Genomic DNA, 20,162 nt, shown 5'->3' on the forward strand with positions numbered 1-20,162 from the left:
GCGAGGAACCCTTGTCGTGTGAAATTCAGTGTTGGCGCTGGAGTACCATGAGCCATCTTTATCACCTGCAGAGTCCATTACCGCATGCCTGATCTAACGCGTATCACGTCCTTGTTCGATCAGGCGCAGCGGGCCATGCGGCTGGTCTGGGGGACATCGCGAGGCTTGTTTCTCGGGCTGGTACTGGCAACGCTGGTTGCCGGGCTGCTGCCGGCACTGGCCGCATGGTTGGGGCAGCGGATCGTCGATGCCGTGGTTGCGGCGATGCAGTTGCACGCGCAACAGGGCAGTGCGCCGCTGTGGCCCGTGTTGCGTTATGTGTTGTTGGAAGCCGGGGTGTTGGCGCTGTTATCCGGCACCCAGCGGGCGCTCTCGGTGCAGCAGTCGCTGTTGCGGGTGCAACTGGGACAGAAGGTCAATACGCTGATTTTGCAGAAAGCGCAGACCCTGTCACTGGTGCAGTTCGAGAACTCCGAGTTTTACGACAAACTGGTGCGTGTGCGTCGCGAGGCTTCGACCCGGCCACTGGCGCTGGTCATGAAGTCGCTGGGCTTGACTCAGAACCTGATCATGCTGATCAGCTTCGGTGTGCTGTTGGTGCATTTTTCGCCGTGGGCGCTGGTGTTGCTGGTGGTCGGTGCATTGCCGGTATTTTTTGCCGAGGCGCATTTTTCCGGTGACGCCTTTCGCCTGTTCACCCGCCGAGCGCCGGAGAGCCGGCAGCAGAGCTACATCGAAACCTTGTTATCTCACGAGACCTATATCAAAGAGGTCAAGCTGTTCGGCTTTGCCCCGTTGTTGCTGCAACGCTACCGCGACACGTTCGCCAGGCTGTATGCCGAAGATCGACGCCTGACGTTGCGGCGTGATGGTTGGGGTTTCGGCCTTGGCCTGCTCGGAACCGCAGCGTTTTACCTGGCCTACGCCTGGGTGGTGACCGATGCCGTGCATGGCCAGATCAGTCTCGGCCAGATGACCATGTATCTGGTGCTGTTCAAGCAAGGCCAAAGCGCGGTGAGCAGCAGTCTGAGTGCGATCAGCGGTCTCTACGAAGACGGCCTCTACCTGACCAGTCTTTATGAATACCTGGCCGAACCGGTGCAGGTCGATACCGGTCACCTGACGGTCGGCGTCTGCCCGGGTGATGGCTTGCGTTTCGAAAACGTCGGTTTCCGTTATCCCGGAGCCAGTCGGCCGGCATTGGAAAACATTGACCTGCAACTGTTGCCAGGCCAGAGCATGGCGTTGGTCGGGGAAAACGGTTCTGGCAAGACTACGCTGATCAAGCTGCTGACCCGGCTTTACCGCCCCGATCAAGGGCGCATTCTGCTCGACGGCAGCGATTTGCAGGAATGGCAGGAAACCGCGTTACGTCGGCGCATTGGCGTGATTTTTCAGGATTACATCCGCTACCAGTTCACTGTCGGCGAAAACATCGGCGTCGGCGATACCCTCGCGTTCAACGACCAGCAGCGGTGGCAGGAGGCTGCTACCCAAGGCATGGCGGCACCTTTTATCGAAGGGCTCGACAAGGGTTACGCCACGCAATTGGGACGCTGGTTTGCCGGTGGCCAGGAATTGTCCGGAGGGCAGTGGCAGAAGATTGCCTTGTCCCGCGCGTACATGCGCCGTGATGCAGACCTTCTGATCCTCGATGAACCGACTTCGGCTCTCGACCCGGCGGCGGAAGCGGCGGTGTTCGAGCATTTCAGCCAGCACAGCGAAGGGCGCATGACCTTGCTGATCTCCCACCGTTTTTCCAGTGTGCGCAATGCCGATCACATCATCGTGCTGCAACAAGGGCGGATTCTCGAGCAGGGTGGCCACGATGAGCTGATTGCCACTGCCGGGCATTACGCGCAACTGTTCGATTTGCAGGCGCGCGGGTACCGCTAGGTGTCCCGCGAGCTGCGCACGCTCGCAGGCCCGGCCACCCGAGGGGCGGTTTTGCTCTGCATCAAGCTGTCGAGCGCCTTGCGGTAATTCTGCCCGCCGAGGGCCATGCTGTTGTTGTGCGTGGCGCCCGGCACCAGCAACAGGCGTTTGGGTTGCCGGGCGGCGTTGAACAACTGTTCGCTGAAGCGCGGCGGCACGAACGCATCAGCCAGACCATGCACCACCAGCAAAGGCATATGGATGTCGGCGATTTTGTCGATCGAATCGAATTTTTGCGACAGCAACCAGCGCACCGGCAAGGACGTATTGGCCACGGCGGCCGCAACATCGGCCAGGGATGTGAAGGTCGACTCGATCACCAGCCCCCGCACCGGCAGTGGGACGTTTTTACGCGCAGCATCCTTGCCGAGTTCTGCAGCCAGATCGATCGCGACAGCGCCGCCGAGTGAGTGGCCATAGATCAGCCGTTTGCTGGGATCAGGTTGCAGCAGCTTGAAGCGTTCCCACGCCACCCGCGCATCTTCGTAAACGCTGCTTTCGGATGGCAGATCACCCTTGCTCTGGCCGAAGCCACGGTAGTCGATGGCCAGCACCGAATAGCCCGCCGCGCGCAGTTGTTCGATGCGGAACAGCTGTCCGGTGAGATTCCAGCGTACGCCATGCAGATACAGGATGGCCGGGGCATTGGGTTTTTCCGCCGGCCACCACCAGGCATGGATGTTTTGTCCGGCCTTGAAACTCTTCGGTTGCAGATCGAGCTCCTGAACGCTGCCGGGCAGGCCGCGATACCAGCCGGCCGTGCCCGGTTCAATGCGAAACAGCAGCGTGCGCTCGGTGTGTTCGAGCACGGCACAACTCGTCGGCACGCCGATAATCAGCGCAGCCATGCAGGCGAACGCCAGGCGGCGGCGACGCAGACGGGTCATGAAGGCGAGGAACACTAAACGTTTCACCAAAGGTCGGACAAAGAACGCTTTTTACCAGATGCCTTGGCCTGCGGCGTGACATTTTCGACCACCGTACCTGCGCAACGATTACAAAATGCTGCAACAACTCAGCAGACCTGCAGCACGATCTTGCCGATATGGTCACCGGCCTCCATGTGCGCGTGGGCCTGGGCGGCGTCGGCGAGCGGATAGACCTTGTCGATGAGTGGCGGGCAGCGTCCGGCGGCCAGCGCTGGCCACACGTGCTTGCGCAGTTCACTGGCAATCGCCGCTTTTTCCGCAGCATTGCGCGCGCGCAGCAGCGAGCCGGTAATCACCGCACGTTTGGCCATCATCGCCAACAGATCAAAGTCGTTGGCCTTCGCGCCGCCGAGGAAACCGAGCATCACCAGCCGGCCGTCCATCGCCAGGGCACTGACGTTATCGTTGAGGTAGGAACCGCCCATGATGTCGAGAATCACATTCACGCCCTGACCAGCGGTTTTCTCGGCGATCACTTTGGCGAACTCTACTTCGCGATAGTTGATCGGCTGGCCACCGAGCGTGCTGATCGCCGCGCATTTCTCAGGGCTGCCAGCGGTGGCGAAGGCTTCGATACCGAATTCGCGGCAGAGCATCAGGGCGGTGGTGCCGATGCCGCTGGTGCCACCATGGATCAACGCGCGCTGACCTTTGCTGGCGCCACCGAGACCGAACAGATTGGCCCACACGGTGAAAAACGTCTCCGGGATCGCGGCGGCTTGCACCCAGTCGAGCCCCTCGGGAATCGGCAGCGTTTGCCCGGCCGGCACAGCGGCGTACTCGGCGTAGCCGCCACCATTGGTCAGCGCGCAGACGCGGTCACCGACGGCGAACGGGCCGACGCCGGCGCCAAGGGCCACAACCACCCCGGCAACTTCCAGGCCGGGGATCGGGTTCATGCCCGGTTTCATCGGGTATTTACCGGCGCGTTGCAGTGCATCCGGGCGATTGATCCCGGCGGCGTGCACGCGGATCAACACTTCACCTTCGGCGACGTCCGGGAGCGGCACGCGTTTGGCTTGCAAGACGTCGGGGCCACCGGGTTCGGTGATTTCGATGCGGGTCATTTCGTGGGGTAAGGACATAGTGCTTCCTCCTGATAAAAGTGCGTGTAGATGGGAGTCGTGCATCCCTCGATAAATTCAGGTCAATCCCGATAACCCTGTGGGAGCGAGGTTGCTCGCGAAGGCGCCGGGACAGTCAGTGCAGGGTTGTCAGATAAAGCGCTTTCGCGAACAGGCTCGCTCCCGCGTTGGGTTATGCGGGCCCAAACGTTCATGGCCTGTTCCAACAGCAACGCCACGCCAATCGCACCGCAGGCAATCATGAACAGCATCGCGTGGTGGCCGCCATTGGCGTTGAACAGCGCCGAATAGGCAAACCCGGCCAGCGCCTGGAAAGTGGCAAACGACACCGTAGCGCGGCTCCAGGCGATTTGCTGGCGAGCGTGCTCCGGCACCAGTTCGTGCACCCGCGCCAAGGCCAGCGGCACGATGCCCGGCGGGAACGAGCCGAGAATCACCGCGAGCAACGCCAACGCCAGGAATGATTGGGAAACCGCCAACAGCCCGAGGGTAATCGCCTGAATCACCAGCACCAGGCGAATGCTCAACCGCGCGCCGAGCTTGTCGGCCAGAAAACCATAACTCACCGGGCCGACAATCGCGCCCAAACCGTACATCACCCACACCAGCGCGCCGACGTGCGCGCCGGCACCGAGGCCGCGGGCCACGTAATCCACCAGAAAGACCATGGCTGGCACCAGTCCCGCGGCCATAAAGGCGTACTGCGCGAACAATACATAAACGCCGGCAGGTGTCGGTGCAATCACGGTGTTTTGCGCAACAATCGGCGCCGGCAGATCAGCGGGCCAGCCAAACCAGCTCACCGCTGTCAGCAACAGCGCGATGGCACCGAGCCCCAGCCATGTGGCTTGCAAACCGAGGTTCAGCAGTGGCGGCACAATCGTCCCCGAGCCGGCAATGCCGAGGCCGATGCCGAGGAATATCGCGCCACTGGCCAAGCCCTTGCGAGCCGGTGGAACATGTGGCAGAACCGTCGCCGCGACCAGCACCATGATTGCGCCCCCGGCGATGCCCGACAGCAAGCGCCAGCCGAAAAACCAGCTCACTGACAATGGGAACGCACAGGCGAAGAATGCCGCCGTGACCACCAGCATCATCAGGCGCAGGGCGTTTTTATTGCCGAGATGACGCGCCATCGGGCGGCCGAGCAGGGCGCCGATCAAGTAGCCAATCAGATTGGCTGCGCCGAGATACACCACATCGTTGGCAGAAAACCATTGCGCCTGAATCAGCGCGGGAATCAGCGGTGTGTAGGCAAAGCGTGCCAGTCCAATGCTGACCAGGCTGGCGCAGAGCCCAGCGAAGATCGGCAGCCAGAGAGCGCCGGAAGTTTGAGTGCGCATGATATTGACGTTTCCGAAGAAGGTTTATGGCGCCCAGCATATCGGCTATCGTTGCTGCGTTTATGCAGCGAATTTCCATTGTTGTGATGCGAAATTGCATCAAGGGGAGGCAGGGTGAATTGGGATGATGCTCGGGTGTTTCTCGCGGTTTGCCGCGCGTCGACATTGCGCGGGGCCGCGCGTGTTCTGAATGTGGATCAGGCGACGGTCGGGCGGCGCCTCAGCGCACTGGAAAAGTCCCTTGGCGCGACGTTGTTCCTGCGTACCTCCGACGGCTACGCCTTGACGGCGGTAGGCGAGGCGGCGCTGAAGAATGTCGAGAAAATGGAGCATTCAGCACTGGAACTGGAGCGGCAGATCCAGGGGCTCGATGATCGACTGACAGGCAGTGTGCGGGTCAGTACCACCGATTCGCTGGCCATCGATTTCCTGATACCGGCCATGGCCCGCCTGCATGAACTGCATCCCCAGGTGCAGGTGCAACTCGACGCCTCTACGCAAATTCTCAGTCTGGCCAAGCGCGAGGCGGATATCGCGGTGCGCAATACGCGACCGGACAACCCGGATTTGATCGCCCGGCGAATTGCCCGTTGGCCCGTAGGACTTTTCGCAGCTCAGGCATATGTCGATAGCAAGGGCGCACCGGAGCCGGGCACGGCATTTGAAGGCCATGATCTGGTGGTCTATCAACCGTATCTGGCGAATAAAAAGGACCTGACCCTGGTCTCTGAACCGATGAATCGCGGGCGGATCGTCGCCAGTCTCAGTTCAAGTCTGCTGGTACGCCGCTCGATTGCAGCAGGCCTGGGCGTTGGAGAAATCCCGGTCTACATGGGCGAGCGCGACGGTCTGGTCAGAGTCTGGCCAGAGCGTACCCGGCCAGAGCCCTATGAGGTGTGGCTGGTGACCCATGCGGATCTGCGTCATACCGCGCGGGTGCGGGCGGTGATCGAGCAGATAGTCGAGGCGTTTGCACTGGAGAACGAATAGGTTCCAGGGCGGTTTTGGCAGAGCTACAAGGCCTGACGAAACGGCCTACGTCCGGGTCAGAATCCGCTGGCTTGTGAGTCTGCGGGGAGAGCTCTATCGTTGACGTCAATGGCCACGGAAGGTCTCGGTAACCCGAAAGGTGTCGAATTGAACGTCAGGGAAGTGCTTCAAAATCCAGTGTGTGACACGTCGAGCGAAAGTCGGAATAGCCAAGCCATGAATGACATCAGACGCGAAGAGTTCAATGCCAGGATCGAGACCATCGAGGCACGGATGGATGCCCGCATCAGCGAGGTGTCGACAAAAATCGATACTCGGGTGAATGAACTGTCGACAAAAATCGATACCCGGGTGCGTGAAGTGTCGGCAAGAATCGATGCGTTTCTCGTCGCTCAGGCTGAGCGGGACAAGTGTCAACTCGAACGAGATAAACGCTACGATTTGCTTTCGATGGAAATGCGAGAAATTGCCAGGAGGACAGAGGAATCTGTCAGGCAAGGCGCTACGGTAAAGGCTAATGTCTGGGCGGCCACTGCCGTGCAGTTGGTTGGCATCGTGGCGATCGTTGTCGGTGCCTACTATGCCAACCAGGCCAACATGTATGTCGCGATGCAAACGACACTGGCAGCGATTCAGGCGGGCAAGGAGTTCAGCGTACCCAATCCCTTCGAGTTTTCATTGCCTGAATCGGCGCAATAAAAAAACGGCCTTCAGTGAAGGCCGTTTTTTGTGGGCGTTAATAAACTGCCTCATGGCATCTGCGGCAACTCCTGGGGCCGCAAGTCAAACACCAGCACTTCGGCATCCACGCCATTGCTCAAGGTCAGTGCCTGTTCTTCACGAACCCGCACGCCGTCACCTTCGCGCAATTGCACGCCGTTCAGTTCGACACTACCGCGTGCCACATGCACGTAGGCGTAGCGGTTGGCCGGCAGTTCCAGGGTGGCGCTTTCCTGGCCGTCGAACAGCCCTGCGTAAACCCGTGCATCCTGACGAACTTTCAGCGATCCGTGACTGCCTTCCGGCGAGATGATCAGTTGCAGACGACCGCGTTTTTTCTGCGCGCTGAAATGCTCCTGTTGATAGCGCGGTTTGGCGCCGCTGACTTCCGGCACGATCCAGATTTGCAGGAAATGCACAGGCTTGCTCGCCGAGTGGTTGAACTCGCTGTGCGCCACGCCGCTGCCGGCGCTCATCAGTTGCACGTCGCCAGGGCGGATGACGGAACCGGTGCCCAAAGTATCCTTGTGTTCCAGCGCCCCTTCGAGCACGTAGGAAAAGATCTCCATGTCGCGATGCGGGTGCTGGCCAAAACCTTTGCCGGCCGCCACGCGATCATCGTTGATCACCAGCAGGTCGGAGAAACCCTGCTCACGCGGGTCGCGGTAGCTGGCGAAAGAAAAGGTGTGGAACGACTTCAACCAGCCATGATTGGCGAGGCCACGATCGGAGGCTTTGCGAAGGGTCAGCATGATGAAATCTCCTTGCGGGACGTGAATTCGTCCGAGTGAGGAGAAGGTTACTGTTTACCTCTCTGCACAATAAGTAGATGGAAATTGAAAGACTGTCCTGATCAGGTTGACAGTTTTGCGGCGCCGTTCACGGAATTTCTTGCCCCGGTATCGTCGCACTTGGCCATAATGTTCGGCCTGTCTGACACGTTTATCTTTTTTTGATCACAGTGATGGTTCCCATGAAAACCGTGGCAATGGTGCTGTTTCCAGACTTTCTTCTGCTCGACATGGCCGGGCCGATGGAAGTGTTTTCGGTGGCCAACCGTTACTTGCAAGCCGAGTCGCACTATCAACTGATTACCCTTGGCACCGAGCACGGGCCATTGCGCGCCTCCAATGGCGTACGGGTGCAGGCCGATCGGCACATTGATGACGCCAGTGATCACTATGACTTGCTGCTGGTGCCGGGCGGCCCCGGCGCCTACAACGAAAGATTTGCGGGGTTGTGCGCCTGGTTGCCAGGCGCGGTGCAGCGTGCCGCCTGTTATGGCTCGATCTGCACCGGTGCGTTTGTGCTGGGGCATGCCGGATTGCTTGACGGCTATCGCGTCACCACCCACTGGAATTACACCGAGCGTTTGATCAAAGGTTTCCCCAAGGCTAGCGTCGCGACCGATCAGATTTTTGTCGAGGATCGTAATCTGATCACGTCCGGCGGGGTCACCGCCGGGATTGACCTGGCACTGGCCGTGATTACCCGGGACCACGGCAAAAAACTCGCCCAGGACGTGGCCAAAGTGCTGCTGGTGGTGATGAAACGTCAGGGCGGTCAGGCGCAGTTCAGCCCGTTGATGGCTGCCGTGGCCCCGCAGGAAACGCCCGTTACGCGGGTGCAGAACCATGTTCTGGAACACCTCGACGAAGCGTTCACCGTCGAGCGCATGGCGAGTCTGGCGAACATGAGCGCGCGTCACTTCGCACGAGTGTTCGCCCGTGACGTCAACATGACCCCGATGGAGTTCCTGCAAAGTGCGCGCATCGATTGTGCGCGAAACTTGCTCGAAACCAGTGATCTGCCGCTGAAAACCGTGGCCTATAAAAGTGGCTTTGGCAGCGTGCGGCATATGCGCTCGCTGTTCGCCGAAAAGCTCGGTCTGACCCCCGCACAGTACCGCGAACAGTTCAGCTAGAGCGGTTCTGTCCGTCTGGCGCACCCGGATGTCCGTGCTGCGCCCTGCGTGGTGGTTGTACCGTCACCTGAGGCTGCCAAGATACTTGGCATGAACAGCCATTACGATTTGAACCCGGCGTCGGTGCTGCGTTTCGGCCCTTACGCGTTTCATTTGCGCCAGCGGCTGATCCTCGACGGGGATCGGCAATTGCGCATGGGCGGTCGCGCGCTGGACATTCTGCAAGTACTGGTCGAACGCGCCGGGCGAGTGGTCAGCAAAGAGCAGTTGATCGCTCTGGTCTGGCCGACGTCGGTGGTCGAAGAGATCAACTTGCGTGTGCACATCGCTGCGCTGCGCCGCGCATTGCGCGACGGCGAGAACGGTCAGCGCTACATCGTCAATGTCCCGCAATGCGGTTACAGCTTCATTGCGCCGGTGCATTACGACAGCACGGCGCAATTGGTTTTCGAGCACTTGCAAGCGCCGCAACACAACCTGCCCGCCCGACTGACACCGGTCACTGGTCGTGATGCGCTGGTCGGCAGCCTGGTGCGGCAACTGCCACTGTGCCGGATGATGACAATCACGGGCGCGGCGGGCGTGGGCAAAACCACCGTGGCGCTGCGCGTCGCAGAACTGTTGCTGGAGCATTTTTGCGATGGCGTATGGCGGGTCGACCTGGCGTCGTTCGACAACAGCACGCCACTGCTCGATGCCGTGCTCGACAGGCTTGAAACCGACTTCGCCACACTCACGCAGCGCCATGCCTTGTTGGTGCTGGATAACTGCGAGCACATGCGTGAACGCTGTCAGGCGCTGGTGCAACACTTGCTCGACGCCGCACCGCGCCTGTCGGTGCTGGCAACCAGCCGCGAGGCGTTGCGGGTCAACCTGGAAACGCTGCAGCCGTTGCGGCCGCTCACGGTGCCCAAATCGTCCGAATTGATCAGTGTCGAGGAGGCGATGAGTTACTCGGCGGTGCAGTTGTTCGTCAGCCGTGCGCGCACCCGTCAGCAGGGATTCATGCTGCGTGAACAGGATCTCAAAGCGGTCTGCGCTATCTGCCGTCGACTCGATGGATTGCCTTTGGCAATTGAACTGGCGGTGACGCAGATCGATGCGCTGGCACTGGTCGGGCTGCAGGCGCAACTGGGCAATTGCCTGCAGTTACTCAGTCATGGTCGGCGCACCGCCGTGCCGCGTCATCGAACGCTCAAGGCTGCGCTGGACTGGGGATATCAAGGCCTGAACGACGCCGAGCAATTGGCCTTGCAACGGCTGTCGGTGTTCCCGAAAGCCTTCACGCTGGATGACGCATTGGTCGTTGTCACCTGTACGAATCTGCCGGCGCAGGTGCTGGTGGCCGTGGTTGCGCAACTGGTCGCCAAGTCGTTGCTCTGTGTCGAGCGGGGCAGTGGAATAGCGCGCTACCGGATGCTCAACACCACGCGCAGTTACGCCCGCGAGCAATGGCTTTCACAGGCACAGCGGGCCGACATCGAGCAGCGCCATGCGCGCTACAAAAGCCGCGCTTCAGAGATTCAGTTGGCGGTTTAATTCATCCAGCAGGCTGCGCACTTTGTGCAAGTCCGGGGTGGCGTAGCCTTCGGTGAAGCGTTGATAGATCGGCGTCAGCAGTTCCAGCGCTTCGCGATAGCGGTGTTGCCGCTGCCACAGTTGCGCCAGTGAGGTGGCACTGCGCAACTCCCAGGCCCGTGCGCCTTGGGAGCGGGCGACGGACAGGGCTTGGAGGAGGATTTCCTCTGCTGTCTCAAGGTTATCGCTAGCTGAACTGACGTCATCGCTGGCAAGCCAGCTCCCACAATGATTTGCAGTTGAATCCAAATCTTCAGAACACCCCGCAAACCTGTGGGAGCTGGCTTGCCAGCGATGGGGTGCTGGCAGACTGTGCCGATCCGCAGCCAACAGCCGATCCGCCCGCGCCCGCAAAATCTCCGCCGTGCTCCAACCCGCTTCGCCGCTGCGCGCTCGTTCGACCAGCGCCTCGTCGACAAACCGGTCATCCAGCGTGACCATGATTTCCCGGATCAAGCCACTGTCTTGTGCCTGCACCGGCGCAGCGTTTTCGGCATCGATCACCTGCGCGTAATGCCGCGCCCACGTATGGAACAGCAGTACCGAATGCTTCTGCGATTGTTCGAGCAGCAACTGCAACAGTGCGCGGGCGTTCTGCTGGTCACCGTTGTAATGAGCGATCAGGCACGTGGCCAAGGCCAGGGTGTAACAGATCGACGTGCCGTGGTTGATCTGCACGGCGATGTCCAGCGCCTGCCGCGCGGTTTTCCAGGCTTGCTCGGGGAAGCCTTGCAGCCACAGCACCCGCGCCAGCACCGTCAGCGAGGCAACGCTCTGGTCATATTGCACGCCAAAGCCGTGGGTGAACCGATTGAGGTGGCCGCTGTGGGCCATGCGCTCGATCACCTGTTCGGCGTGCTCCCGGGCCTGCGGCTGGTCGCCAGCGTAATGCAACGCCAGCACCCGCAACCGGTGTGTGCTCAGGGACAACAACGGATCACCGTGAGTGCCGAGCCGGTCGAACTGTTCGCTCTGTACCAGAGCCTTGCGGTAATGCCCGCAACTGAGGTTGACCGCCATGTGCCCGGACACCGCACGCAACTGTGCGGCGACATCGCCATGCTCCTGCGCCAGTGTGTCAGCCTTGACGAACGCGGCGATGGTTTCCGGCGTGCCGCCCCACGTGTGATAGCAAGCGCTACCGAGGGCCAGTTGCAGCGCAATGTTCAGGTGCGGGCAGGGTGGCTGAATACCTTCAAGCAGATTCAACGCCTGGCGCACGTAGCCACCGTACTCCTTGAGCAGCGACAGCTCCTGCCAGAGCGGCGCCGACGCTGCCGTCAGGCGAATCCCCAGATCGTCCGGTCCTTCATCGTTCAAACACCAGCCCAGTGCTGCGCGCAAATCTTCCAGGCCTCGGGCGTAGCGTTCGATCCACAATGTGGTCGGGGTGTTTTCCCAGTCCGCCTGCGCCAGATGCATCAACGCCAGACAACGTTCGGCATGGCGTTCACGGGTTTCAGTCAGTTCGGCAGCCTGTTCGAGTTTTTCCAGGGCATAGCGGCGGGTGGTGTCGAGCAGACGGTAGAAGACCTCTTCATCACCGACCTCGACACTGAGCAGTGATTTGGCGACCAACTGCGTGATCGAGGCAAACACCGCACCGGGTTCGATCTGCGGGCCAACGATCACTGCCGCCGCAGATTCCAGAGTGAAACCGCCACGAAACACGCTCAAGCGACGCAGGCCAGTCTGCTCACAGCGGTTGAGCAAATTGAAGCTCCAGTCCAGCGTGGCGCGCAGGGTCAGATGGCGCTCCAGGCTGCTCTGATTACCCGGTGCCAAGGGCGGCAGACGCCCCTGCAACTGGCTCAGCAATCCCGCCAATCCCAATTCGGCGACCTGCGCCGCGGCCAATTCCAGCGCCAGGGGAATACCGTCCAGCCGATGGCAGATTTCAATCACCAAGGGCAACTGGGCATCGCCTAATACGAAGTTTTCCTGCGCCGCCGTGGCGCGTTCGACGAACAGTTGCGGGGCTGAGAACGCGAGCGTTTGCTGGTGATCCAGCACGGTCGCCATCAATGGATAATCGAGGGAATCCAGACGCTGCACATATTCGCCTTCTGCCCGCAGGCTCTCACGGCTGGTGGCGAGAATGTGCACCTTCGGCGCCCCGCGCATCACGCTCTCGCTGAGTGTGGCAACGGCATCAATCAAATGTTCGCAGTTGTCGAGCACCAGCAGCATCTGGCGTTGACTCAAACCATCGACCAGACACGCCAGCGGATCACTCTCGTTCAGTGTCAGATCGAGCAGGGCGGCCACGTGCGAGCAGATCAGTCGAGGATCGTTGAGCGGCGCCAGATCCACCAGTCGAACGCCGTCACGATACCGCTCTATCAGTTGCTCGGCGACGCGCAGGGCGACGGTGGTTTTGCCGATCCCGCCGGGACCGACGAGGGTGATACAACGCTGGCGTGGCAGGTGCGTCATCAGGCTGTCGACCAGCGCCTGGCGCCCGATCATTCGCGTGCGGCGCAGCGGCAGGTTGTGCCGGGTGGTGTTGTCGGCTGAGCGTGGCTCAATGGATTGCGAAAGAATCGGTGCGACGAAACTGTAGCCGCGCTGGGCCACGGTAATGATGTAGCGCTGGCCGGCCTGCCCATCGCCAAGGGCTTTGCGCAGCGCCGCCATGTGCACACGCAGGTTGATGTCTTCGACCACACTGTCCGGCCACACCGCCGCCATCAACTGCTGCTTGCTCAGTACCTCTCCGGCATGCGCGAGCAACGTCAACAGAATGTCCATCGCCCGGCGGCCCAAGCGCAAGGGTTGGTCGCCTTCGAGCACCAAGCGTTGAACAGGATCAATCCGATAGGGGCCGAAACCGATGGCCTGATTCGGGGAAAGACTCAACAGCTCGCTCCTGCGGTGATGCGGCGGACAAGACGAATCAGGGCCGGGCGCGCGCGCAGGCCTTCTGATCCGGGGTGTCCCGGCATAATCCTCAGGTTTTGGCGTCAGCGCAACGGCTGGCGCAGAAGCGAACGTCAAAACAGGGCAGGTTGTGGACGGCGGGTCTTCGGTTCACGCATGGCCTGACAGCGCCAGGCAAACGGGTTGATGCCTTCGCTGCGGGTGAACATATGGCAGAAATGCGCCTGATCACAGAAGCCGCATTCCAGACTGATCTGCGTCAGGCTCAGGTCGGTGTGCTGGATCAGCAGCTTGGCGCGGGCGATGCGCTGGGTACGGATCCAGTCTTGCGGCGATACCCCGGTGCTGCACTTGAAGGCGCGGGAGAAATGGCTGCGTGACAGCGAACAGGCGCGGGCCAGTTCGGTCACCTCAAGGCTTTCGCCCAGGCGTTCGAGAATCAGTTGTTTGACCTGTCGTTCGCGTTGTGGACTGAGTCCACCAATGGCGCTTTTGCGCGGTTCGCAGGCAGGGGCGAGGGCGACGGTTTGCTGCAAATAAGCCATGGCCAAGGTCCGTGTCGGTGGGGAAGGCGCGGGCAGCGCGCTCCCACAGGTCAAAAATCAACGCTGCGCAGAGGCACTCATTGTTGGACGGGGCGTGGCCAGTGACGAGTTAATCGTTGTTAATTTCGCTCAGGCTCCACGTTCACAGGGCCGCGGATCGCGTAAAGTGCGCAGCACTTGCGTCTGGTTGGCTATAAGGAATCCGTGCCCATGAACCGTAACGATCTGCGCCGCGTCGACATGAACCTGCTGGTGATCTTCGAAGCACTGATGTTCGAGAAGAACCTGACCCGCGTCGCCGAAAAACTGTTCATGGGCCAGCCGGCGGTCAGTGCGGCGCTCGGGCGTTTGCGTGATCTGTTCGATGATCCGTTGCTGCTGCGCAACGGTCGCGGCATGGAGCCGACAGCACGTGCGCTGACCATCCTCAAGGAGCTGCAGCCGGCGATGGACGTGATTTCCGGTGCGGTCAGCCGGGCCAAGGAATTCGACCCGACAACCAGCTGTGAGGTGTTTCGCATCGGCTTGTCGGATGACGCTGAATTCGGCCTGTTTCCGCCATTGCTGCGCCAGCTTCAGGAGGAAGCGCCGGGCATTGTCGTGGTCGTCCGTCGCGCCAATTACCTGTTGATGCCGGCATTGCTGGCGTCCGGCGAAATTTCCGTTGGCGTCAGCTACACCACCGATCTGCCGGCCAACGCCAAGCGCAAGAAGCTGCGCGACATTCCCTGCAAAGTCCTCCGTGGTGATGATCGTCCGGGGCCGCTGACCCTCGACGAATACTGCCAGCGCCCGCATGCGATGGTGTCGTTCTCCGGTGATTTGAGCGGCAATATCGACGTCGACCTGGCCAAGGTCGGCCGCTCGCGCCGCGTTGTGCTGGGAGTGCCGCAATTCAGTGGCTTGCGTGCCTTGCTTGCCGGCACCGAGATGATCGCCACCGTGCCGGATTACGCCGCCTGCGCTTTGGTCGAGGGTTGTGCGTTGCGCGCCGAAGACCCGCCGTTCCCGATCGATGCGGCGCAGTTGTCGATGGCGTGGAGCGGGGTGCATGACAATGATCCGGCGGAGAAATGGCTCAGATCGCGGATCAGTCAGTTCATGTCGGCTGCGCTGGATATCGAGCAGAAATGAGGCTGTACATAGTCCCTGGATCAACCTGGGCCGTTCGTCGGGAACATGCCTTGACCTGTAACTTCTGACAGTAGCGCCAATGCACATTCCAATGTGTGATGAGGTGGTGTCCTTTGGGGCCATATCAATCATGCAAGGAGTGAATGATGAACCGTCCATTGGCCACGATCACCACTCACGACTTGCCACCACCTTTCGTTCGGGAGAGCTCGGCTCCCGCCCTCTTGAATCCGGCGCATGCCAGGTTTTCGCTGACGATCGTCGTGGAAGCTGTCCTCGAGTCCACCGACAGAATCAGTGTCAAATGGCAGGGCGCACCGGGTACTCCCGCCGAGGGCTCATACACCTCGGGCTTTTCGGAAGTGGGCGACAGACGCCCGGTAGAGCAGAAGTTTTTGTCTTCGTTGGTGTCTATCAACCAAAGCAGGACGGTCACGCTGACCTACGACATCATTCGCGGCAACGCCGCGCCAGTCACGTCTCAACCGCTGATTCTGTACGTGTTGCCGTTGGCACAGAGTGATCTGCCCAGGCCCTTTATTGAGCAGGCAGAACACGCCGGTGAGGGACAGCTGCTGTTTGTGCACGAACTGAGCCTGTTTGCGTTGAGAATCAATGCGTGGCTGCTGATCAGGCGAGGTCTTTTTTTCTGGGCCTGGCTCAAAGGCACCAACGCCAACGGCAGCGTATTTGAACAACGTTACTGGTTTGCTCCCGACAACATGGTCGACCTGGACTTCTTCCGCTTTGGCTTTTTCAGGCAAAACTTCCCCGCTGATCCGCTTAAGGGACTCAAGGATGGTAGTGTGCTGACGGTCGAGTTCAGTGTTTCGTTCGATGGTAATCTGGTCGAGGCTGATGCAATCCGCTTCGCACCGCGCCACTACATTGTCAAAACCAATGCGCCTCCCACTCCGGGAAAACCCGCCATCCTCTCGGTTAAAGATGCCGCCGGCCAAGACATTGCCAATGGCGGCGAGACGACCGATACCGGCGTAACAATCAGCGGCAGCGCGACGGCCGGCGAACAAGTGGAGGTTTTTGACGGGAGTGACTCCAAGGGCATGGTTCGCGCCGATTCCGGTATTTGGCAGCTTCCCTTGTCTCCTCTGAGTGTCGGTCCGCACCCGTTCAAGGCGCAGGCTTTGTATGGCGATGGAGAGATCTCCGACCTATGGACGATCACCGTCAAGCAGGTTCAACGTGGTGAGCTGTCCATTCAGGAGTCTGCCGATAGCGTCAATCTCGACCCGCTGAATGCCACCGCTTCCCTGACTGCAGTGCTGGATTACGACCAGCAACCCACCGATATGGTTTCTGTCACGGTGAAGGCCGCTGACGGTACCCCCGCTGTGGGTTCACATACCTCCACGCCGATTGCCGCGGGCACTACAAGACCTTTGAAGATCAATTTGCCGGTATCGCTGGTGGCATTCAGCATCGGAAAAATAATGGAGGTGACCTTCACCTATACCCGAGGCGCTTCTGCCCCGGTGACTTCGCAACCTCTGCGCCTCAACGTTTTGCCGATTGCCCGCGATCGACTCACGGCGCCACTGATCACTCAGGCCAACGGCAGCGATATTCTCGATCTGAAAGACGTTCAATCCGGCGCAAATCTGTTGTTTGGTGTCTGGCCGCACATTTCTGTGAATCAACGTATCTGGCTTGATCTGGAAGGACAGAGAGACACCGGGACGCACAACCTGCAGATGTGGGTAGGGACGACGAACTTGGTGCATCGAGCCTGGGTTACCAATGGCAGCATCAGGCCTGTGGTCTCGGCCAGCTATCTGCGACTGCTGAAGGAAGGCAGCAAGCTGGTCATTCGCTTCAGGGTCAATCTGGATCAGGTTGCGAACCTCGATACGGCAGCGATCTTTCAAACGCGTGAGTACACCATTCGGGCTGTGCCTTAGCCAATTCGAAACCTGTCCGTTCTACTGTGTGATGAGCCGGGGAGATTTGTCTTTCCAGACGATACCGTTCGTCTTGAATTGGCACACAACTGTCAGAACTGTCAGGTGCGCAATGCCCTGATTCGCGATCTGCTAGGACCTGTCCATACCTCACTGCACAGGAACCTGGCACATGAGTACGTCCCGATCCAGCGACACCAGCGTGTTGGCACTTTTTCCACCCGACATCCCTGAGGCCGACCACTCGGTGGTGGGCGCAGACGTTGGCATACCGTTGAAAATATCCGATCAGGTCGCCGACGGGCTCGGGGCAACGGTCCGCGTTGACCCGATTGCCAGTGGATCGATAAATCCAGGGGACGTCATTCAACTGTTTCGCGAGGGTGAGTCGGCATTGCTGGACAGTCAAATCATCTCTGACGTCAATGCAGTCATTTTTCTGCGCATTCCGAATGGACGGCTGTCTTTCGACCTGGTCAATCGGGTGTTCTTCAATATCGTGCGCGGTAGTCAGAACATCGCCACCTCGCCGAATCTGACCGCGCTGTACAACAAGATTCGCCCAGGACTCAAGGACACCCAGCCCACAGTCGAAGGCCATAGCGAACTGCACTTGGTGTTGCCCGATGCCATTCTCAAGGGCGTTGGAGCGGACTTTACCAGTGCTCAGGTTTGCGTCAGTTATCCGTATTGCCGGGCTTACGACGTGATTACCTTGAAGTGCAACGCTAGCCTTCTAAATTACACCGTCAAGCCGACTGAGGCGCTACCGCCGCCCAATCCGGGATCGGCCGTTCCCATCACCGTTTGTTTCCCCGTGACCCGGGCCTTTCTCGACAGCGCCAAGCGGCCGGACCAGACATTGGAGTTCGCTTTTACCGTCACCGATCAACTTGGTAACACCGTCGATCCCGATGCGCTCTGGTCGGCTTCGCAGATCGTCGACGAAAATCTGGAGGGTACCCGGTTCGCGCCCCTGATCTTTCGGGAGAGCCAGGCGGACAGCGGCGATGTCTCGGAAATCATTGACCGGGAGAAACTCGGTAAAAACCCGCTGCTGTTGATTGTACGCACCGTCGACATCCGTCTGCGCTCAGACGACATCATTCGGGCAACCTATCGCTCCCAGGTCGCAGGTCAGCCGGACGTAGTGGTTGACGGCAAAATCGAAGCCGACGATTTCGGACAGCTCAAGCCCGTCATCTTGCAAGTGGCCAATGACCAAGTGATTTCCGGTGATGCGGTAAGTGGGTTTTATCAGGTATTGCGTAACGGTGTGCTGCTCGGCATTTCCAGCACCGCTACGGCACGGGTGGTGGGCGAAGGCTTGCCGGAGCTGCAACCGCCGCGATTGCAGAAGTCTGTCAACGGCGTGCTCGATCCAACGGATCCTGCCAACCTTCAAGGGGCGAACGGGCAGGTTGAAGTTCTTGGGTTTCAGCCGGGCGATACGGTTCAGCTGATTGTCGAAGGCGCTCCCGGCGCAGGATCGCCAGTGTTTGAAGCGAAGCCTCTGAACGCCAACAGCCGGGCCAACTTTTCTCTGGATCTGGCCTTCATCGCAGCGAACAGCGGTAAACCGGTCAAGCTTCATTTCTTGTTACTGCGCAATGGCCGGATATTCGAATCGCCATCGTTGTCGGTTTTCATCAGTGAAGCACCGAGTCTCGTTGTGCCTCTGGTCATTGGCTCACGCGGGACCACGGTCAGGTACTGGTCGAATAAAGGCAGTTCGCGGATTCTGTCGGCGCTTGATCCGGTCAGTCTCCAGCCGATGGAAACAGTGTGGCAGTACGAAGGCGATAGCCGGCAGTTTCGAGGTCAGCGTTTCGATGATGTCCAACCCCGACGTTTGCTTCGGGTTGGCAGCGCTGGATATCAGGTGGTGTTGCAACGTGCCAATATCTTCGGCAACGGGTGGGGTGATCCCGCTACGCCTCGCGAAGTACATGGGGTGCTTGTCGCCCTGAGGGATTCCGACAGTCTGGTGGCATGGGGCGATCGCGGCTACGGGGGAATTCTGCCGCCTGCCATTGCTGCACTGCGCGATATCACTGAGGTGTTCGGTGGTGCACGGGCTATTGCGGCATTGCGCGCTAATGGTTCTGTCGTCGGCTGGGGAGACGCCGGTTTCGGTGGTGTGGTGTCCGCCGAAGTTTCGCGCTTGACCGACGTCATCAACGTCACACCCGGCGGCTATGGCTTCGCGGTCATTCGCGCCAACGGTCAAGTGCAGGCATGGGGCGACGCCCGCTTTGGCGGGGCAGTACCGGCGGCCATCGCGCGGCTCAGCACTGTCGTCAGCGTTTTTGCGACGGTCTCGGCATTCGTGGCGTTGCTCGCCAGTGGGCAAATTGTCGCCTGGGGCGATGCGCGTTTTGGTGGCGCCTTGCCCGCAGAGATCGCCGCGCTGCGCGACATCGTCGCAGTCACCTGCAACCACAACGCCTGCGTGGCGCTCAGAGCCAATGGCACGGTAATGGGTTGGGGGGAGGGGCGTTCTGGAGGGGAGGTGCCCGCCGACATTGCCCGACTCACCAATATTGTCGAAGTGACCAGCTCCGGGTCTTCGTTCGCGGTGCGGCTGTCCAGCGGGCGAGTTGCCGCGTGGGGTAATCCGGCCGCAGGTGGCCTGGTGCCGTCGCGAATTTCCGCCTACACCAACGTCATCGAACTCATTGGCGGCGGCTATGGTTTTGCGTTACGCCTGGACAGCAACAGGATCGATACATGGGGCGATCAGGACCAAGGCGGCAGGGTTCCGGACACCGTGGCGCGGCGGGACGACATCATGCAGATCGCCAGTACCAATGGTGCCTATGCGGTGTTGTATGCCGACGGCACAGCCGATGCTTTCGGCAATCCGGTTTGGGGGGGCGATGTCCGTTCAGTTGCCAGTCAATTGACAAGCGTCAGGGCGATTACCGGTAACGCCCAGGCATTCGCCTTCCTGACGGCTGACGGCAGAGTGGTGACCGCCGGACTCGCGGGGGGCGGAGGGAATAGTGATGCGGTTCAGGATCAACTGTTCCGCCAGCTTTCCTATTACCTCGTTTAGCCATCAGACCGCTGACGATACAGGCGTTGCTGCAGCTTTCGGCAGCGCCTGTACCGGTTGAGGCTTTCACTTTAAAGAGAGCACGTACATTCAAGTTTTCCCCTCCCGGCCTCGGCATCATT

The 20,162-nt window shown here is 60.1% G+C and carries 14 protein-coding genes; 8 read left to right on the forward strand and 6 right to left on the reverse strand.

Annotated elements, in window-relative coordinates:
* Positions 1–84: 84 nt before the first annotated feature.
* Positions 85–1,896 carry an ABC transporter ATP-binding protein gene (locus tag ACIPIZ_RS14650; protein ID WP_401165838.1) on the forward strand — a complete coding sequence of 604 codons (1,812 nt, stop codon included), beginning with the start codon at positions 85–87 and terminating at the stop codon, positions 1,894–1,896.
* Here the strand turns inward: ACIPIZ_RS14650 and ACIPIZ_RS14655 are convergent.
* The 3 genes from ACIPIZ_RS14655 to ACIPIZ_RS14665 all read right to left on the reverse strand — a co-directional run bounded on the left by ACIPIZ_RS14655 (position 1,893) and on the right by ACIPIZ_RS14665 (position 5,292).
* On the reverse strand, positions 1,893–2,837 hold the full coding sequence (locus tag ACIPIZ_RS14655) for an alpha/beta hydrolase (RefSeq protein WP_064392568.1): 945 nt from the start codon (positions 2,835–2,837) through the stop codon (positions 1,893–1,895). The two genes, ACIPIZ_RS14650 and ACIPIZ_RS14655, sit on opposite strands and share 4 nt — an antisense overlap.
* 113 nt (positions 2,838–2,950) lie before the next feature.
* Positions 2,951–3,949, reverse strand: coding sequence for an NAD(P)H-quinone oxidoreductase (locus tag ACIPIZ_RS14660; RefSeq protein ID WP_401165840.1), 999 nt, complete (start codon positions 3,947–3,949; stop codon positions 2,951–2,953).
* A 62-nt stretch (positions 3,950–4,011) separates the two neighbouring features.
* The gene (locus ACIPIZ_RS14665; RefSeq protein ID WP_064392572.1) at positions 4,012–5,292 is read right to left on the reverse strand and encodes a YbfB/YjiJ family MFS transporter; all 1,281 of its coding nucleotides are present in this window, start codon (positions 5,290–5,292) and stop codon (positions 4,012–4,014) included.
* 114 nt (positions 5,293–5,406) lie between these two features.
* Between ACIPIZ_RS14665 and ACIPIZ_RS14670 the strand changes: the two genes are divergently transcribed.
* Together ACIPIZ_RS14670 and ACIPIZ_RS14675 are read left to right on the forward strand one after the other, a co-directional pair.
* Complete coding sequence (locus ACIPIZ_RS14670) at positions 5,407–6,282, forward strand: LysR family transcriptional regulator (protein ID WP_122853927.1); 876 nt, start codon at positions 5,407–5,409, stop codon at positions 6,280–6,282.
* A gap of 216 nt (positions 6,283–6,498) precedes the next feature.
* Positions 6,499–6,981, forward strand: coding sequence for a hypothetical protein (locus ACIPIZ_RS14675; RefSeq protein ID WP_064392576.1), 483 nt, complete (start codon positions 6,499–6,501; stop codon positions 6,979–6,981).
* 50 nt (positions 6,982–7,031) lie between these two features.
* Here ACIPIZ_RS14675 and ACIPIZ_RS14680 read toward each other — a convergent pair whose 3' ends face one another.
* Positions 7,032–7,754: a pirin family protein gene (locus ACIPIZ_RS14680; RefSeq protein ID WP_401165842.1), complete on the reverse strand. Its 723-nt coding sequence runs from the start codon at positions 7,752–7,754 to the stop codon at positions 7,032–7,034.
* A 221-nt stretch (positions 7,755–7,975) separates the two neighbouring features.
* On the opposite strand from ACIPIZ_RS14680, the gene ACIPIZ_RS14685 reads away from it, so the two are divergent.
* A complete protein-coding gene (locus ACIPIZ_RS14685; protein WP_064392580.1) occupies positions 7,976–8,926 on the forward strand; it encodes a GlxA family transcriptional regulator in 951 nt (316 codons plus the stop codon).
* A 90-nt stretch (positions 8,927–9,016) separates the two neighbouring features.
* Positions 9,017–10,465, forward strand: coding sequence for an ATP-binding protein (locus tag ACIPIZ_RS14690; protein WP_401165844.1), 1,449 nt, complete (start codon positions 9,017–9,019; stop codon positions 10,463–10,465).
* Here the strand turns inward: ACIPIZ_RS14690 and ACIPIZ_RS14695 are convergent.
* Together ACIPIZ_RS14695 and ACIPIZ_RS14700 are read right to left on the reverse strand one after the other, a co-directional pair.
* Complete coding sequence (locus tag ACIPIZ_RS14695; protein WP_401165846.1) at positions 10,442–13,363, reverse strand: ATP-binding protein; 2,922 nt, start codon at positions 13,361–13,363, stop codon at positions 10,442–10,444. The two genes, ACIPIZ_RS14690 and ACIPIZ_RS14695, sit on opposite strands and share 24 nt — an antisense overlap.
* A 134-nt stretch (positions 13,364–13,497) precedes the next feature.
* The gene (locus ACIPIZ_RS14700; RefSeq protein ID WP_064392586.1) at positions 13,498–13,929 is read right to left on the reverse strand and encodes a helix-turn-helix domain-containing protein; all 432 of its coding nucleotides are present in this window, start codon (positions 13,927–13,929) and stop codon (positions 13,498–13,500) included.
* 210 nt (positions 13,930–14,139) lie between these two features.
* Between ACIPIZ_RS14700 and ACIPIZ_RS14705 the strand changes: the two genes are divergently transcribed.
* The 3 genes from ACIPIZ_RS14705 to ACIPIZ_RS14715 all read left to right on the forward strand — a co-directional run bounded on the left by ACIPIZ_RS14705 (position 14,140) and on the right by ACIPIZ_RS14715 (position 20,040).
* Entirely contained in the window at positions 14,140–15,063 is a 924-nt protein-coding gene (locus tag ACIPIZ_RS14705; protein ID WP_105709044.1) for a LysR family transcriptional regulator, read from the forward strand.
* Positions 15,064–15,209: 146 nt separating this feature from the next.
* Complete coding sequence (locus tag ACIPIZ_RS14710; protein ID WP_401165848.1) at positions 15,210–16,982, forward strand: hypothetical protein; 1,773 nt, start codon at positions 15,210–15,212, stop codon at positions 16,980–16,982.
* A gap of 172 nt (positions 16,983–17,154) precedes the next feature.
* Entirely contained in the window at positions 17,155–20,040 is a 2,886-nt protein-coding gene (locus ACIPIZ_RS14715; RefSeq protein ID WP_401165850.1) for an RCC1 domain-containing protein, read from the forward strand.
* The last annotated feature ends 122 nt before the right edge of the window (positions 20,041–20,162 follow it).

The sequence above is a fragment of the Pseudomonas sp. NPDC087690 genome (genome assembly GCF_044743175.1).
Lineage (GTDB): Bacteria > Pseudomonadota > Gammaproteobacteria > Pseudomonadales > Pseudomonadaceae > Aquipseudomonas.

Excerpts from the sequence above, each read along its gene's own strand:
- ACIPIZ_RS14715 (WP_401165850.1), top strand. The coding sequence starts at position 17,155 with ATGAGTACGTCCCGATCCAGCGACACCAGCGTGTTGGCACTTTTTCCA.
- ACIPIZ_RS14710 (WP_401165848.1), top strand. The coding sequence starts at position 15,210 with ATGAACCGTCCATTGGCCACGATCACCACTCACGACTTGCCACCACCT.
- ACIPIZ_RS14700 (WP_064392586.1), bottom strand. The coding sequence starts at position 13,929 with ATGGCTTATTTGCAGCAAACCGTCGCCCTCGCCCCTGCCTGCGAACCG.
- ACIPIZ_RS14705 (WP_105709044.1), top strand. The coding sequence starts at position 14,140 with ATGAACCGTAACGATCTGCGCCGCGTCGACATGAACCTGCTGGTGATC.
- ACIPIZ_RS14680 (WP_401165842.1), bottom strand. The coding sequence starts at position 7,754 with ATGCTGACCCTTCGCAAAGCCTCCGATCGTGGCCTCGCCAATCATGGC.
- ACIPIZ_RS14685 (WP_064392580.1), top strand. The coding sequence starts at position 7,976 with ATGAAAACCGTGGCAATGGTGCTGTTTCCAGACTTTCTTCTGCTCGAC.
- ACIPIZ_RS14675 (WP_064392576.1), top strand. The coding sequence starts at position 6,499 with ATGAATGACATCAGACGCGAAGAGTTCAATGCCAGGATCGAGACCATC.
- ACIPIZ_RS14650 (WP_401165838.1), top strand. The coding sequence starts at position 85 with ATGCCTGATCTAACGCGTATCACGTCCTTGTTCGATCAGGCGCAGCGG.
- ACIPIZ_RS14660 (WP_401165840.1), bottom strand. The coding sequence starts at position 3,949 with ATGTCCTTACCCCACGAAATGACCCGCATCGAAATCACCGAACCCGGT.
- ACIPIZ_RS14665 (WP_064392572.1), bottom strand. The coding sequence starts at position 5,292 with ATGCGCACTCAAACTTCCGGCGCTCTCTGGCTGCCGATCTTCGCTGGG.
- ACIPIZ_RS14690 (WP_401165844.1), top strand. The coding sequence starts at position 9,017 with ATGAACAGCCATTACGATTTGAACCCGGCGTCGGTGCTGCGTTTCGGC.